We start from the raw sequence: 15,396 nt of genomic DNA on the forward strand, positions 1-15,396 counted from the left end.
ATCACCCTCGGGGTGTACGCCCGCTCCTCCACGGAGGGGAAGAGCAAGGCGTTGGCCCAGTTCAGCGAGCTGTTCGAGTAACCGCACTGCCGTCGTGCCGCTGTCAGTACGACAACGCAACGCCCCCGCCGATGATCTCGACGGGGGCGTTTTCGCTGTTCAGCTGCGGTGGCTGGGGCCGGGGTCGAACCGGCGACCTTCCGCTTTTCGGGCCGTGTTCTGGCGGATCCGGGCCTGATCGCGGGAGGTGGGAAGGGACGTCGTCAACCGTGCTTGTGCGCTGCCGTCGGCGTACTCCGCCATGGCTCTGGCCTGTAGCTATGGCTGTCCCCCGCTGTCCTCAGCGGGGCCCCGTCGTTTCGCCTGTCCAGGCGGCTGGTGCAACCGAGGCTGCAACCGCGCATGCGAAAGGGCCGGACCATCTCGTGGTCCGGCCCTTTCGCGGCTCCGGTGGCGGTGGCGGCGTCAGCTCCCGGGCTGCAGGATCGTCCAGGCGGCCCCCGGGGCCGACTCGGTCCCGTCGGCGTACACGGCAGTTACCCAGTAGAAGTGGGTGGTGCCCGTGGCGGCTGTGGTGTCCGTGTAGGAGAGATCGGTGACCGGCTCCGCCGTCAGCGGCTCGTACGCTGCGGCGTCGGGGTTCCAGCGGTGGACGCGGTAACCGGTCGCTTCCCTGATCGCGTCCCAGCGCAGCTCCACCGCGTGGCCCGAATCGGCGGCCGTGGCAGTGAGATCGAGTGGCGCGCCCGCCGGCGTGTCGACGGACGGAGTCAGATCCAGCTCCGTCACGTCGGCGAACGTCATGCCCTCGCCTTCCGGGTTCAGGTACAGGGTGTAGAGGGAGTTCCCCGAGGTGTCCACGGCATCCACGGAGTAGGTCAGGGTCTCGCCGTCCGGCAGCTCCGCGTCCACGAAGTGGGTGGTGTCGGCGTCGACTTCGGCCAGATTGCACCAGCAGGGAAGCTTCTCTTCCGGCTCCCTGCGAATGATGAACTTGGCGATGTCGGGCGCCGTGCTGGGGTCCCAGTCCAGCACCACACCGTAAGGCGTGGCCTTGACCGTCACCCCGGTGACCGCGGGCGGGGGCGTCCTGTCCACGCGCGTGATCGAATACGGGGCGGATCGCTCCGACTCCCGCCCCTCGCCGTCGACGGAGGTCACCGCGTACTGGTACCCGGTCCTGGCGACCGCCGTCCGGTCGGTGCAGTAGTGGACCTGTACGTATGGGGTCGAGCCGCCCCGCCCGAAGTCCTCGCACGTGACGGCATGCCAGGAGGGGTCGGCTGAGCCGGGTTCGGCGCGGTAGACGCGGAACCCCGTCGTGCCGGCGTTCAGGCGCGCTTCCCAGAGCAGACGGATACCGGTGTCCGCCTCGTTGTTCTCGGCGTGGTAGAGCCAGGGGACGGCCGTGGGCCGGGTGTAGGACAGCACGGCGGACGCCGCCGACGTGTTGCCCGAGACGTCGGTGGCAGTCACCTTGTAGTGGCGGGGCGTGCTGTAAGGGACGTCGGTGAGGGTCAGCCACGTCGACTTCGTCGTACCGACGAGGGAGTACGGCCCGGTGGTCGAGTTGGCCCGGTACACCCTGAAGGTGGAGCCCGCTTCGCTCGCCGTCCAGCTCAGGGTGACGTCCCACTGGCTGTCGGCCGCCGTCAGTCCGGTGGGTGCCCGCGGAGCCGTCCGGTCAGCGGTCGTGACGGGCAGATCGATGCCGGAGGACGACGTGTTCCCCGCCCTGTCCACGGCGTCGACGCCGAATCGGTAGACCGCACCCGTGGCGGGCAGCGTCGTCGTGTAGGACGTGGCGGTCGTCCGCACCACCAGGGTGCTGGTGCCCGGTCTGCGCAGGTACACCTTGTACCCGGCGAGATCCATCTCCTTGTTCTTGGACCAGGTGAACGTGGCCTTGCTGGTGGCCTGGTCGTACGAGACCCTCGCGCCGGTCGGGGCGAGCGGGGCGGTCTTGTCGACTGTGGCCGAGGTTTTGGGCGCGTAGCCGAACTTGACGTTCGCGCTTCCGGTGAAGGCGGCGAAGTCGACGCGAATGTTGTGCGTGCCCCTGGGGACGGTGACGTTGACCGTCTTGCTGCGGGTCGACGAGACGTTGGACCACAGGTTGATCTTGCGGGTGCCGTCGAGGTAGACACGGATGGCGTCCTGGACGGCCACGCTGAAGGTGAAGGGCCCGCCGGAACCGAAGTTGCGCGTCATCGTCCAGCGGACCCCGAAATTGTCGCGTGGGAGAGTGACGCCTGCAGGGTCTCCGGTGCCGTAGCTCTCGCTGATCGCTGTGTCGCACACGGCCCGCTTCGGCGTCCCGGCGAACGTGGTGTTCGCGTAGTACGACGCTTTCCACACTCCGGCGGCGCAGGTGGTTGCCGCCTGAGCGCCGGAGGCGGGTAGCGCGAGGCATGCGACTGCCCCCACGAGGGCAGTGCCGACCGCTCTGCGGGTGCCACGGCGGCTCCGCATGCGGCGGCTTCCTGTGAATGTGTCCTTCATGATCCCCTCCCCAGAGAGGGGAGGATCGCACATGATCGGCAGTCCGCGAAACCGCTTCACATGGCAGCTGATGTAGGCGTTCCGAGGTGCCTCTCACCATCGGGCGCCCTTCCAACTCGTGAGGGGTTGCCCCACCCGCTTTCCAACCGTTCGCGTGGCCGTTCGCGGTGGTTCGAAGGGATTCAACGGGTCGGATCAGGGGTCCGCGCACGGTGGCAACCGACCTTCGGGAGCACCAGGAACGCCAGGCCCAGGAACGCGTGGCGGCCGGCACGGAGTGGAGGGAAAGCGGGCTGGTCTTCACCTCACGCCTTGGCACGCCCTACGAGCCGGACGACCTCTGGCGGAGCTGGGGCCCCGTCCGCCGGAAGTTCGGGCTGACGCACAGGTTCCATGATCTGCGGCATACCTGCGTGACACTGCTGCTCGACCTCGGGGCGCCCCCGCACGTCGTGATGCAGATCGCCGGGCACAGCGACCTTGAGGTGACCATGGGCGTCTACGCTCACGCCTCGCTCGATGAGAAGCGGCGAGCCCTGGATCGGCTGAACGTAGCTCTCGCCTGACGCGTTGATGTCACCAGGTGATGTCACGGGCACAAAAAAGCCCCCTCCGAAGATCTTTGGAGGGGGCTTTGCCCTGATAGGGCGGCGGTGGCTGGGGCCGGGGTCGAACCGGCGACCTTCCGCTTTTCAGGCGGACGCTCGTACCAACTGAGCTACCCAGCCGCAAGGTTTCACGTGAAACCTTAGCGGTCCTGACGGGATTTGAACCCGCGGCCTCCACCTTGACAGGGTGGCGAGCACTCCAAACTGCTCCACAGGACCAAGCGTGCGTACGACAGTGTCGCACATGGTGGTGCGTGCCCCCAACGGGATTCGAACCCGTGCTACCGCCTTGAAAGGGCGGCGTCCTAGGCCGCTAGACGATGAGGGCTATCGGCCCGCCTGCGCGCTTCTCAGCGCGTCGGGGACGTGAGAAGCATATGGGATGCGGGGAGCGTTCGCCAAAACAGTTCAGGGGGCGCTCGACGCAGGGGGCGCGCCGGGCCGGGACGGGGTCGAGGTGGAGCTGCCGGGTGGCGTGGACGTCGGGGGCGACGTGCCGGGGGAGGGCCCGGTGCCCGGCTGGTTCTCCTCGGCCAGATGGCGGGACACCTCGGCCGTGGTCTGGCCGAGGCCGCCGAGTTTGATCTCGTCCCAGGCCTGCAGACGGCGGGTGTCCCGGTCCAGATAGAGGACCGAGGCCTCGATGGGCGCCGGGTACTTGTGCTCGACCGCACGCAGCCCGCTGCCGCCCGTCGAGCCCTCGATGCGCAGCCGGGTGCCGTACTTCATGATCTCCGTTCCCTCGTGGTGCAGATGCCCGGCGAGCACCAGGGGCACCGCGCCGTCCGTCCCGCGTGCGGCTGTGGGCTCATGGGCGATGGCGATGTCGACGGGGGTGCCGGCGGCCTTCTGGTCGGTCAGGGCCGCGGCCAGGCGGGCGCCCGCGAGCTCCTCGGTCCGTTCGCCGCCCGGCTCGACCGAGCGGTCGGGGGTGAACTGGGGGTCGCCGATCCCGGCGAACCGCAGGCCCGCGACGGACACCGCCTTGCCGTCGTCCAGCACATGGACGTTCTTCATGCCCTCCAGATAGCGCTGGGTGGCGCGGGAGTCGTGGTTGCCGCGGACCCATACGTACGGGGCGCCCAGGTCGGAGATCGGGTCGAGGAAGCCGTTCTCCGCGGCCGTGCCGTGGTCCATGGTGTCGCCCGAGTCGACGATCACGTTGATCTTGTACTGCTCCACCAGTGACGCGATGATCTTCCAGCTCGCCGGGTTGAGGTGGATGTCGGAGACGTGCAGGACCCGGATGGTCGTCGGGTCGGGGTCGTAGGCCGGGAGGGTGGACGTGACGTCGTAGAGCTTGGTCACGTTCGTCACCAGGCGTGCCAACTCCTCCTGGTAGACATTGAATTCCGTCACGATGCTGCGCGCGTTGCCGACCACGGACGGGGCGGAGGACAGCAGCCCGGAGAACCTCGGCTCCAGGACCGACTTGGGGTTCCAGGTGGCCCAGGCCGTCGCCCCGGAGGCGGCGAGGAGGGTCAGCGCCAGACCGCCGGCGGCGAGGGCACGGCGCGGACGGCGGTAGACGGCCAGCCCGAGCGCGCCGGCGCCGGCGACCACGGCCACGCCGGAGCGCACGGCGAGATCGAGCGTGCCGTGTTCGACGTCGTGGGCGATCTCCTCCTGGAGCCCGGAGATCCGTTCCGGGTGGTCGACCAGGGCCTGGGCGCGGTCCGGGTCGAGCTGGTCGACGTTCACGTCGAGCCGGACGGGCGCCCTGTGGCTGTCCAGCTCCAGGGCGCCGAGCGGCGAGACGTTGATCTTCGTACCGCCGGAGAGCGAGGGACGCAGCGTCATGGTGGTGTTCATGGGCCCCACCGGGACGCGTACGTTGCCCACGATCAGCAGGCCGAGCCAGGCGCCCAGGAGGACGACGGCGACCATGCCGAGCGCTCGGAGCCAGGGATGGGGCTGGGGGACCAGTTCGGCGGACGGATGGGGTCGGAGCGAGCGGTAGTACCGGACGAGCGTGCCTGACGCCCTTCGTATTCCAAGCTGAGTTGCGGCGGGGACGCGGGCCATTGGTCCCGTATGCCCAAGTTCCCCGGCCGATATGCGGAACGGTTCACGGCTCTCCTCGAACGGGGTTCGTACCGGACAATGGCCCTGTGCTGGAGATGACGCGCGAGGAGTTCGAGGAACTGGTCGCCGAGGCGCTCGACCGGATCCCGCCGGAGCTGACGCGGCTGATGGACAACGTTGCGGTGTTCGTCGAGGACGAGCCGTCCGCCGACGACCCCGAGCTGCTCGGACTGTACGAGGGGACTCCGCTGACGGACCGCGGGGAGTGGTACGCGGGGGTGCTGCCGGACCGGATCACCATCTACCGGGGGCCGACCCTGCGGATCTGCGAGACGCGTGCGGACGTGGTGGCGGAGACCGAGGTCACGGTGGTCCACGAGATCGCCCATCACTTCGGGATCGACGACGCCCGGCTGCACGCGCTCGGGTACGGATGACGGCGACGGACGGCGTGTGTGTGCGGGCGCCGGGCCCGGCGGACCGCGGACGCGACTCGCCGGACGCGTGACGTTCTCCCCCGGGTGCGTGTCCTCCTGCGGGTACGGGGAGTTGGGCAGGGGGACTCCTCGCACCTTCCCCGCGCTCTCGGCCGCTCCCCAGGTTCTCGGTTCCACCGGACCGGGGGACCCTCACGGGCAGGGGAGACCCCTATCGGAGGTGGCTGCCCGTGCGCGCCTGTTACGTACCCGTCCGTCTGGCCGCCGCGGTCATGGTCGTGGCCGCGCTCGCCGGCTGCATGAGCGTGGGGGACGACGAGGGCAGTCCCTCCCCGTCGCACTCGGCGGGACACCACGGAGGGGGTGCACCCGGCGGCGGGTCGGCGGTGGGCCAGGGTGCGGGCGGCGGCCGCGGCGGGGCCGCGGTCAAGGGCGGTTCGACCGACCCGGACGAGTCCTCCGGGACCTCCGCTTCCCCTTCCTCCTCCGAGTCCGAGCACGGCGGCAAGGGCAAGGACGGCAAGCCGACCGCCGGCCACACCGAGGGCAAGGGGGGTGACGGAGGGGTGCCTCCCGCCCCGACGGACGGGAATCCGACCCCGACGGAGACCACGGCGGATCCGACACCGCCGAGCGAGCCGGACCCCACCTCGTCCACGCCGACGACCGCCGAGCCCTCGTCCTCGGCGCATGAGCAGACCACCCAGCTGATGCAGCGGGAGCCCGCGCCGCGTGCGGGCGTTCCGGCGATGTAGCCGTCCGCCCCGCCCGGGGAGGCCCACGGCGGGGCGAAGCGGCCGTGTGGTGAGGGTCACCCGTGGCGGGCGGGACTCGGTTTGCACTCGAGGGGGCCGGGTGCGTATGGTGGTAGATCGTTTGATCCCATTTGCCCGGCGCCACAAAGACGCGCCGCGTGTGGCGCGTACTCTCCCTTGCCGTGGCCGGACCGCATTGAGGCGGTCGAATGCGACTTCACGGATGTTTGGGCGCGTGCCGTGAACTCCGGAAGGTTCGCATTTCGCATGTCTGCTGTCAGTACTGAGCACGTCGTCCTGTCCGAGGACACCGAGGGCGGGGAAACCGCTCCCGAGGTGACTTTCGCCGATCTCGGGCTCCCCGAGGGCATCGTCCGCAAGCTCGCCCAGAACGGCGTCACCGTCCCCTTCCCGATCCAGGCCGCGACCATCCCGGACGCCCTGCTCGGCAAGGACATCCTCGGCCGCGGCCGCACGGGTTCCGGCAAGACGCTCTCCTTCGGTCTGCCGACCCTCGCCACCCTGGCCGGCGGTCGCACCGAGAAGAAGAAGCCGCGGGCCGTGATCCTCACGCCGACCCGTGAGCTCGCCATGCAGGTCGCGGACGCGCTGCAGCCGTACGGCGATGTGCTCGGCCTGAAGATGAAGGTCGTCTGCGGCGGCACGTCCATGGCGAACCAGATCTACGCCCTCGAGCGCGGTGTGGACGTTCTGGTCGCCACGCCCGGCCGTCTGCGCGACATCATCAACCGCGGTGCCTGCTCCCTCGAGAACGTGCAGATCGCGGTGCTCGACGAGGCCGACCAGATGTCGGACCTGGGCTTCCTTCCCGAGGTCACCGAGCTGCTCGACCAGGTGCCGGCCGACGGCCAGCGCATGCTCTTCTCCGCGACCATGGAGAACGAGATCCAGACCCTCGTCGACCGGTACCTGAACGACCCGGTGAGCCACGAGGTCGACGCCGCCCAGGGCGCCGTGACGACCATGTCGCACCACATCCTCATCGTGAAGCCCAAGGACAAGGCCCCGGTCACCGCGGCCATCGCCTCCCGCAAGGGGCGGACCATCGTCTTCGTCCGCACCCAGCTCGGTGCCGACCGGGTCGCCGAGCAGATGCGCGACGCCGGTGTGAAGGCGGACGCGCTGCACGGCGGCATGACGCAGGGCGCGCGCACCCGGACGCTGGCCGACTTCAAGGACGGCTACGTGAACGTGCTCGTCGCCACGGACGTCGCGGCCCGCGGCATCCACGTCGACGGGATCGACCTCGTCCTGAACGTGGACCCGGCCGGCGACCACAAGGACTACCTGCACCGCGCCGGACGCACGGCCCGCGCCGGCCGTACCGGCACGGTCGTCTCCCTCGCCCTGCCGCACCAGCGGCGCCAGATCTTCCGGCTGATGGAGGACGCGGGCGTCGACGCCTCGCGCCACATCATCCAGGGCGGGGCCGCGTTCGACCCCGAGGTCGCCGACATCACCGGCGCCCGGTCGATGACCGAGGTCCAGGCCGAGTCCGCCGGCAACGCCGCGCAGCAGGCCGAGCGCGAGGTCGCCCACCTCGCCAAGCAGCTGGAGCACGCCACCCGGCGTGCGACCGAACTGCGCGAGGAGGCGGACCGGTTGGTCGCCCGTGCCGCGCGGGAGCGGGGCGATGACCCGGAGTCGGCGGTCCAGGCGGCCACCGACGCGTCCACGGCGGCCGCCGAGGCGCCGGAGGCGGAGATCTCCGTGCCCGAGCAGCCGACCGCCCAGGACGTCGAGCGTGCCCAGCGCGAGGAGCGGCCGGCCGGTTCGTCGTACGAGCGCCGTGAACAGCGCGACGAGCGGGGCGGTTCCCAACGCGACCGCGAGTTCGACCGGGGTCGTGACCGCCGGGACGACCGCGGAGGCTTCAACCGCGACCGGGACCGTGGTTTCGACCGTCGGGACGGCGAGCGTGGTGAGCGTGGCGGCCGTTCGTTCGAGCGTCGTGACGACCGTGGCGGCTTCCGCCGGGACAACGACCGTGACCGTCGCCCCTTCGACCGTGACCGCCGGGACAACGACCGGCGTTCGTTCGAGCGTCGTGACGACCGCGGTGGTTTCCGCCGGGACAACGACCGTGACCGTCGCCCCTTCGACCGTGACCGCCGGGACGACCGCGGAGGCTTCAACCGCGACCGGGACCGTGGTTTCGACCGTCGGGACGGCGAGCGTGGTGAGCGTGGCGGCCGTTCGTTCGAGCGCCGTGACGACCGTGGCGGCTTCCGCCGGGACAACGACCGGCGTCCGTTCGAGCGGCGTGACGACCGCGGTGGGCACCGCGGCAGCGACCGGCCCTTCAACCGCGACCGCCAGGGTGACCGCCCCGGCTTCCGCGCCGGCGGTCACGAGCGCCCGTTCGGCCGCCGTGACGACCACCGCGGCTCGGGCGGGTTCGGCCGCCGCGAGGACAAGCCCCGCTGGAAGCGCAACGGCTGACGCCGGGCGCGACCCGAGCGCACAGTGAACGCCGTGGCCCCCCACCGGAATCGGTGGGGGGCCACGGCGTTCGTGGTGCGCGAGCCGCAGCAGGGGGCGCGGTAATCGCGCTCCCGCATGCTGTGAACTTCCTATACGATCAGCGGGCTTTGAGGGGGATGTGGCGGCTGGGGGCCGGGGGATCCGATGCGTGCACCGCACGCGCACGCATCCCCTCTCATGTTTTCGGGGAGGGATTTCCTTGTCGCGTCATGCCTTCGTACGCCTGCGGCTGATCGCCGCGTCCGCCGTTCTCGCCGCCGGGCTGGGACCTCTGCTGCCATCGGCCGCATTCGCGGACGGGCCGCACGAGACGGTGGTTCCGGCAACGTTGCGCAGCACCTACACCTCCGCGCGCCTCTTCCAGGGGTCGACCTACACGGGCCACGACGGCGCCGGGACCCAGGGCGTCTTCCACTCGCTGGAGGGGTACACCGGCCAGGTCTGGACGCGTTATGCGGACGGGCGGACCGTGCCCGTGGTCAAGCCCGCCGGGGCCGTCTCCGCCCTGGCGACCGGCGGCGACGTCATCGCCTACCAGTACGGCGGGGGACGGGTCGAGCTGTGGAACGCGGTGGACGGGACCACCCGCAGCGTGCAGACGCCCGCGGGACTCCAACTGCTCACCGAGTACAGCGACCTGGCGGTCGGCTGGCGCAGTGTGCAGGCCCCCGACGGGACCACCGTGCGGGAGATGCACCTCCTGATCCCGGACGCCGACGGGACCACACGTGACGTGCCCGTCGGAGGACTGCCCGAGGGTGTGAACCTCGGTGCGCCCGTGGGCGGGGACGCCACGGGTCTGCTGTTCAACGCCTCCGAGGACGGGCGTTATCTGTCGATCATGGTCGACCGGAGGACGGGACAGGTGCAGAGCCTGACCCCGCTGCGCTCCAAGGTCTATCTCAAGGCGCAGGTCACCGCCGATCACGTGGTGCTGTTCAACCCCAACGAGGCCGCCGTCCAGGTGCTTTCCCGTTCCGATCTGTCGGCCGCCCCGGTCGGGGTCACGCTGGACGGCACGGGGAGCGTGAACCCCGCGGACGGTCTCGCCGTGGTCGGTGACTGGCTGGTCCACCGGCCCAGCGCGGGCACGGCCGTGACCGCGGTGCCCATCGCCGGCGGTGCCGCGGTGACCGTGCTCACCTCGTCGGACTCCCCCGTCTCCGCCGTCTCCGACGGCACGGCCGTGGTCGTCGGGCGCACCACCGCCGACGACTGGGGCATCCAGCGCATCCGCGCGGGCGCCGACGGCCGGCCCGCCGTCACCCAGGTCAAGGCGCTGCCGAAACCGCCGTACAGGATCGAGGGCCTTGCCCTGGAGCAGGGGCGGCTGATCGTCGCGGAAGAGCGCGATCAGGGGTACCGCCGGGCCTACGGCCGGACCGTCGCGGCGACCGGAACGCCCGAGTTCGGTGAGCGTTCCCTGTACAGCGACGATCTGTTCGGCTGCCCGTCGGCGGAGGGCGCCTGCCGGCTGTTCGCCACGCCGGACAACCGCGCGGTATGGCTGACGAGGGACACGGCGAGCATCGACCGCCTCCGGGCCGACGGGCCCGACGAGGGCGGCCGGCGGGAGTTGAGCCTTCCTGCGGGCGGGCAGATCACCGACGCCTCGGGCCGGTACGTGATCCACACGACCGCGACCCAGCAGCGGGTCGTCCAACTCGACAACGAGGTCGCGAGCGTCGTCCGCGCACCCGGCGCCGCCGCTCTCTCGGGTGACGTGCTGTGGACGGCGGGGACCACTCCCGGCACGGTCACGGCCTACGACCTGACGACGAAGAAGACCACCGAGACTCTCACCATCGACGCCGGGTGCACGCCCATCGAACTCCAGGCGTTCGGCCGCTGGATCTACTGGACCTGCGACGGGAAGGCCGGGGTCTACGACCGCGACACGCACAGGTCCGTGCCCGTTCCGGCGGACGAGGCGAAGCTCGGCGACGGTTTTGTCGTCTCGCACGACCGGCGGGCCGGGAAGCTGACGCTCACGACGGTCACGGACGGAACGCCCGTGAGTCGGGTCATCGGCGATCTGCCGGACACCGGGGTCTCGCAGCGGGATGTGCGCTGGACGGTCGACGAGTCCGGCCCGAACGCCGCCTACGTCGACGAGCAGGAGCGTGTGCATCTCGTACCGTCCGGGGTGCCGCAGCAGGCGCTGAGTCCGTTGGACCCGGCGGAGTCCAGCGACAGTGTCTTCGCGGACCAGGGCGACTCCGGTCCCGCCCTGACCAGGATCGAGCTGTCGAAGCCCGCGGTGAACTGGCGTCTGACGGTGCGCAGCAAGGCGACCGGCAAGGTCGTCGACACCCGCGACGGCGGGGAGGCGCGCGGTGAGCTGGCGGTGAAGTGGCACGGGACGACCAGTACGGGCCGTCTCCCCAACGGGCCCTACGACTGGACGCTCTCGGTCGCGCCGGCGGACGGCGTGGGCGGGCCGCTGGAGACGAAGGGCACGGTCCGGCTGCTGCACGGCGGCGCGGCGCGCCATGACTTCGCGGGCAGCACCTCGCAGGACCCGGACGGCGTCGGCGATCTGATCACCCTCGACTCCGCGGGGGCTCTGACGATCCACAACGGGACGGGGACCGGGAAGTTCTCCGCGCGGACGACCGCCTCGGGCTGGGCCACGTCGATCAAGGCGGTGCCGATCGGCGACCTGAGCGGGGACCGGTGCAACGACGTGCTGGTGAAGCTGAGCAGCGGTGCCGTGCGTCTGTACAAGCCGGGTTGTGGTGCGGCGCTCAAACCGGCGACGCCGTACACGACGCTTGTGACCAGTGGCTGGAACCAGTACGACATGCTGACCTCGCCGGGGGACGTCAGTGGTGACGGGCGGCCCGATCTGCTGGCCCGTAACGCGTCGACGGGTGCGGTGTATCTGTACAAGGGGACCAGTGCGGGGAAGCTGTCGGCGCGGGTGAAGCTGTACGACAACTGGAAGACGTACAAGAAGGTCGTCGGTGTGGGGGACCTGAACGGTGATGGCATCGGGGACCTGATCGCCCAGGACACGTCGAACGTCCTGTATCACTACTACGGCACCGGGAAGGGCACCTTCGCCTCCCGGGTGCGGTTGTTCACGGGCTGGGGGAACTCGTACAACGTGGTGGTCGGTGCGGGTGACATCACGGGGGACGGCAAGGCGGACATCGTGGCGCGGGACACCGCGGGCAACCTGTTCCGGCAGACCGGTTACGGCAACGGGTCCTTCGCGCCGCGGGTGAAGATCGGCACCGGCTGGCAGAAGTACAAGGGGATCTTCTAGCGGTTCCCGGGGCTGCCACCCGTACGACAACTTTTGGCCATGACAACCACTGTGTGGCGCATGTCACGTCCTCGGTGAGGGAATCGCTGGGGACATGACATCTCCCTCATCCTCCGGCGCCCGCGGCCCTTCGGGGACCGCGGGCGCCGCCGTGTCCGACGAGGAACGGCTCGCCCAACTCGGCTACACCCAGGTTCTCGCCCGCCGGATGTCGGCGTTCTCCAACTACGCGGTGTCCTTCACGATCATCTCGGTTCTCTCGGGCTGCCTGACGCTCTATCTGTTCGGCATGAACACGGGCGGCCCGGCCGTGATGACCTGGGGCTGGGTCGTCGTCGGCCTGATGACCCTGTTCGTCGGACTGTCCATGGCCGAGATCTGCTCGGCGTATCCGACCTCGGCGGGCCTGTACTTCTGGGCCCACCGCCTCGCGCCCCCGCGGACCGCCGCGGCCTGGGCCTGGTTCACGGGCTGGTTCAACGTGCTGGGCCAGGTGGCGGTGACGGCGGGGATCGACTTCGGCGCCGCGTCCTTCCTGGGCGCCTACCTCAACCTCCAGTTCGACTTCGAGGTGACACCGGGCCGCACGGTCCTGCTGTTCGCGGCGATCCTGGTGCTGCACGGGCTGCTGAACACCTTCGGCGTCCGGATCGTCGCCTTCCTCAACGGCGTCAGCGTCTGGTGGCACGTGGTGGGGGTCGGGGTGATCGTCGGAGCGCTGGCCTTCGTGCCGGACCACCACCAGTCGGCGTCCTTCGTGTTCTCGAAGTTCGTGAACAACACGGGTTGGGGCAGCGGGGTCTACGTGGTGCTGCTGGGGCTGCTGATGGCCCAGTACACCTTCACCGGCTACGACGCCTCCGCCCATATGACGGAGGAGACGCACGACGCGTCGACGGCCGGCCCGAAGGGGATCGTCCGGTCGATCTGGACGTCGTGGGTGGCCGGGTTCGTGCTGCTGCTCGGCTTCACCTTCGCCATCCAGTCCTACGACAAGGAGCTCGCGTCCCCGACGGGCGCACCGCCCGCCCAGATCCTGCTGGACGCCCTCGGCGCGACCGCGGGCAAGCTGCTGCTCCTGGTGGTGATCGGCGCCCAGCTGTTCTGCGGGATGGCGTCGGTGACGGCCAACAGCCGGATGATCTACGCCTTTTCACGCGACGGCGCCCTGCCCTTCTCGCATGTCTGGCACACGGTCGATCCGCGTACGCGGACACCCGTGGCGGCCGTCTGGCTCGCCGCGCTCGGCGCGCTGGCCCTCGGTCTGCCGTACTTGATCAACTACACGGCCTACGCGGCCGTCACCTCGATCGCCGTCATCGGGCTGTACGTCGCCTATGTGATCCCGACCCTGCTGCGGGTGCGCAAGGGCGAGGCGTTCGAACGCGGGCCCTGGCACCTGGGCCGCTGGTCGCACATCGTCGGGGTGGTGTCGGTCGGGTGGGTCGGGGTCATCACGATCCTCTTCATGCTGCCCCAGGTCTCCCCGGTCACCTGGGAGACCTTCAACTACGCCCCGGTGGCGGTCCTCGCGGTGCTCGGCTTCGCGGCGACCTGGTGGGTGGTGTCGGCCCGGCACTGGTTCCTGAACCCCGAGCACGCGCGCACCCGCGCACGGGAGGCGGCGCGGGCCGGGGCGCCGACGGTGGAGGATCCGTAGGACCGGGCGGGGCGGTGGGGCCATCCGCAGGATCTCGGCCGTCGGTGTGGCCGGGTCACCGATACCCGATCGGAGTCCCGGCCTCCTCCGGCTATGCTCGGGGAGGCAACATCGCCTGGGCCCTTAGCTCAATTGGCAGAGCAGTGGACTTTTAATCCATTGGTTGTGGGTTCGAGTCCCACAGGGCCTACCAGGACCCCTCGGGGTCGAAACCCTCGTCGACCTGCGTCGGCGGGGGTTTCGCCGTCTTCGGGACGGCGGGCTCGGCAGGAAGCTGCGCAGGTGAAGCGGCCGCCGAGTGGTCACGCCGGTCAGCTGCCGGACCGTCCGGTGCGGTACGCCGGCCGCGTCTTCCTCTACCGGGCTCCGGGCATGGCCGAGAAGCCGCGGGTCGACGTCGGGGCGCCCATGGCCGCGTGCCCGGCCGGACGGGTCAACGGTGCAGGCCGCCCCTCTTCGGGGGTCGGGGGCCGTCGCCTCGTCTTCGGGTCCGAGCGCGGTCACGGAGACGAATCGTCAGCTGCACGGTGACGGCAGCCGGGACAACGAACCTGACGATCCATGAAAAGCGCAGCCGGACATCGGCCCAGGATGTCGCCGTCGTCCAGCCGTGGGGCAGGCCGATGAGAAGGACCGAGGTCAGGAGCGTGAGGGCGGCCGACGCCAGCACGCCGGCGAGCACACAGACGGCGAGACCCACCCACCACCCTCTTGCGCGAAACACCCCGTCTCCGTCCGCCTCGTGCGGGCATTGTCGCTCACGAGTCACGGCGGGGAACAGAACGGTGACGGTGCGCTTCGCTGTCGGCAGATCAGCCGTCGTGCGCTGCGCGGTCCGCGAGGATGGCGGCATGGGAAGAGACATCGCGGTGCGTCGGCTCGACCTCGGTTACTTCGTCCGGCCCGCCTCGGAGACGGACAGCGGGCAGCCACGGGTGGAGCCGGTGCTCGCCTATCTGGTGCGACACGAGCGCGGCCTGCTCCTCTTCGACACCGGCATCGGCGCCGCGGACCCCGGGACCGAGGCGCACTACCGGCCCCGGCGCCGTGCGCTGCAGGAGGCCCTGTCCGCGGCGGGGGCCGTCCTCGACGACATCTCCGTCGTCGTGAACTGCCATCTGCACTTCGACCACTGCGGCGGGAATCCCCTTCTGGGGGGCAGGCCCGTCCTCGTGCAGGACGTGGAGCTGGCCACCGCCCGGCGGGGCAACCACACCTTCGACGAGCTGGTCGACTTCCCCGGTGTCGTCTACGAGGAGCTCACCGGGGAGACCGAGATCTGGCCGGGGGTCCGGGTCGTTCCCACACCGGGGCACACCGAGGGACATCAGTCCCTGGTCCTGCGGAAGGACGACGGCACCGTGGTCCTCGCCGGTCAGGCCCATGACTTCGCATCCGGGTTCGCGTCGGACCAGCTGGCCCGCCACGCCGCCCGACAGGGCGTGGAGCAGCCGCTCCCGGCCTACCCGTCCTGGCTGGACCGGCTCGCCGATCTCGACCCCCGGCGTGTGCTCTTCGCACACGACTGCTCGGTCTGGGAACCGTCGCAGGGCGGCCTCTGACACGGCTCGGAGGCGGCACCGCGGAGGCCGTGCGCCACGGGCGCGGGCCGGGGGCGGGCCGCGACGACTGA

9 protein-coding genes and 4 tRNA genes are annotated in these 15,396 nt (G+C 70.4%); 8 read left to right on the forward strand and 5 right to left on the reverse strand.

Annotated features, from left to right (window positions below; all coding sequences use genetic code 11):
- Nucleotides 1-465 precede the first annotated feature (465 nt).
- Nucleotides 466-2,502: a PA14 domain-containing protein gene (locus RCR19_RS19445; protein ID WP_331266300.1), complete on the reverse strand. Its 2,037-nt coding sequence runs from the start codon at nt 2,500-2,502 to the stop codon at nt 466-468.
- Nucleotides 2,503-2,714: 212 nt separating this feature from the next.
- Between RCR19_RS19445 and RCR19_RS19450 the strand changes: the two genes are divergently transcribed.
- Entirely contained in the window at nt 2,715-3,068 is a 354-nt protein-coding gene (locus RCR19_RS19450; protein ID WP_331266301.1) for a tyrosine-type recombinase/integrase, read from the forward strand.
- Between the two features lie 88 nt (nt 3,069-3,156).
- On the opposite strand, the gene RCR19_RS19455 is transcribed toward RCR19_RS19450, so the two are convergent.
- The 4 genes from RCR19_RS19455 to RCR19_RS19470 all read right to left on the reverse strand — a co-directional run bounded on the left by RCR19_RS19455 (nt 3,157) and on the right by RCR19_RS19470 (nt 5,135).
- Nucleotides 3,157-3,230, reverse strand: a tRNA-Phe gene (locus tag RCR19_RS19455).
- Between the two features lie 24 nt (nt 3,231-3,254).
- Nucleotides 3,255-3,329 (reverse strand) — tRNA-Asp (locus RCR19_RS19460).
- 36 nt (nt 3,330-3,365) lie between these two features.
- Nucleotides 3,366-3,438: transfer RNA gene (locus RCR19_RS19465), tRNA-Glu, on the reverse strand.
- A gap of 80 nt (nt 3,439-3,518) precedes the next feature.
- On the reverse strand, nt 3,519-5,135 hold the full coding sequence (locus RCR19_RS19470; RefSeq protein WP_331266302.1) for a metallophosphoesterase: 1,617 nt from the start codon (nt 5,133-5,135) through the stop codon (nt 3,519-3,521).
- A gap of 86 nt (nt 5,136-5,221) precedes the next feature.
- Here RCR19_RS19470 and RCR19_RS19475 point away from each other — a divergent pair, with 86 nt between their 5' ends.
- From RCR19_RS19475 to RCR19_RS19505, 7 genes are all read left to right on the forward strand, one after another.
- Nucleotides 5,222-5,572: a metallopeptidase family protein gene (locus tag RCR19_RS19475; RefSeq protein WP_331266303.1), complete on the forward strand. Its 351-nt coding sequence runs from the start codon at nt 5,222-5,224 to the stop codon at nt 5,570-5,572.
- A 230-nt stretch (nt 5,573-5,802) separates the two neighbouring features.
- Complete coding sequence (locus RCR19_RS19480) at nt 5,803-6,327, forward strand: hypothetical protein (RefSeq protein ID WP_331266304.1); 525 nt, start codon at nt 5,803-5,805, stop codon at nt 6,325-6,327.
- 267 nt (nt 6,328-6,594) lie between these two features.
- The gene (locus RCR19_RS19485; protein ID WP_331266305.1) at nt 6,595-8,790 is read left to right on the forward strand and encodes a DEAD/DEAH box helicase; all 2,196 of its coding nucleotides are present in this window, start codon (nt 6,595-6,597) and stop codon (nt 8,788-8,790) included.
- Between the two features lie 241 nt (nt 8,791-9,031).
- Nucleotides 9,032-12,103, forward strand: coding sequence for a VCBS repeat-containing protein (locus tag RCR19_RS19490; RefSeq protein WP_331266306.1), 3,072 nt, complete (start codon nt 9,032-9,034; stop codon nt 12,101-12,103).
- A 208-nt stretch (nt 12,104-12,311) separates the two neighbouring features.
- A complete protein-coding gene (locus RCR19_RS19495) occupies nt 12,312-13,763 on the forward strand; it encodes an amino acid permease (RefSeq protein WP_331269490.1) in 1,452 nt (483 codons plus the stop codon).
- Nucleotides 13,764-13,880: 117 nt separating this feature from the next.
- A tRNA-Lys gene (locus RCR19_RS19500) sits at nt 13,881-13,956 on the forward strand.
- A 658-nt stretch (nt 13,957-14,614) separates the two neighbouring features.
- Nucleotides 14,615-15,325: an N-acyl homoserine lactonase family protein gene (locus RCR19_RS19505; RefSeq protein WP_331266307.1), complete on the forward strand. Its 711-nt coding sequence runs from the start codon at nt 14,615-14,617 to the stop codon at nt 15,323-15,325.
- The last annotated feature ends 71 nt before the right edge of the window (nt 15,326-15,396 follow it).

Source organism: Streptomyces sp. WAC07094 (assembly GCF_036320405.1).
Taxonomy (GTDB): Bacteria; Actinomycetota; Actinomycetes; order Streptomycetales; family Streptomycetaceae; genus Streptomyces; species Streptomyces lannensis.

Bases quoted from the DNA above. Each gene is read 5' to 3' on its own strand.
- RCR19_RS19445 (WP_331266300.1), bottom strand. From the start codon at position 2,502: ATGAAGGACACATTCACAGGAAGCCGCCGCATGCGGAGCCGCCGTGGC.
- RCR19_RS19470 (WP_331266302.1), bottom strand. From the start codon at position 5,135: ATGGCCCGCGTCCCCGCCGCAACTCAGCTTGGAATACGAAGGGCGTCA.
- RCR19_RS19485 (WP_331266305.1), top strand. From the start codon at position 6,595: ATGTCTGCTGTCAGTACTGAGCACGTCGTCCTGTCCGAGGACACCGAG.
- RCR19_RS19495 (WP_331269490.1), top strand. From the start codon at position 12,312: ATGTCGGCGTTCTCCAACTACGCGGTGTCCTTCACGATCATCTCGGTT.
- RCR19_RS19505 (WP_331266307.1), top strand. From the start codon at position 14,615: ATGGGAAGAGACATCGCGGTGCGTCGGCTCGACCTCGGTTACTTCGTC.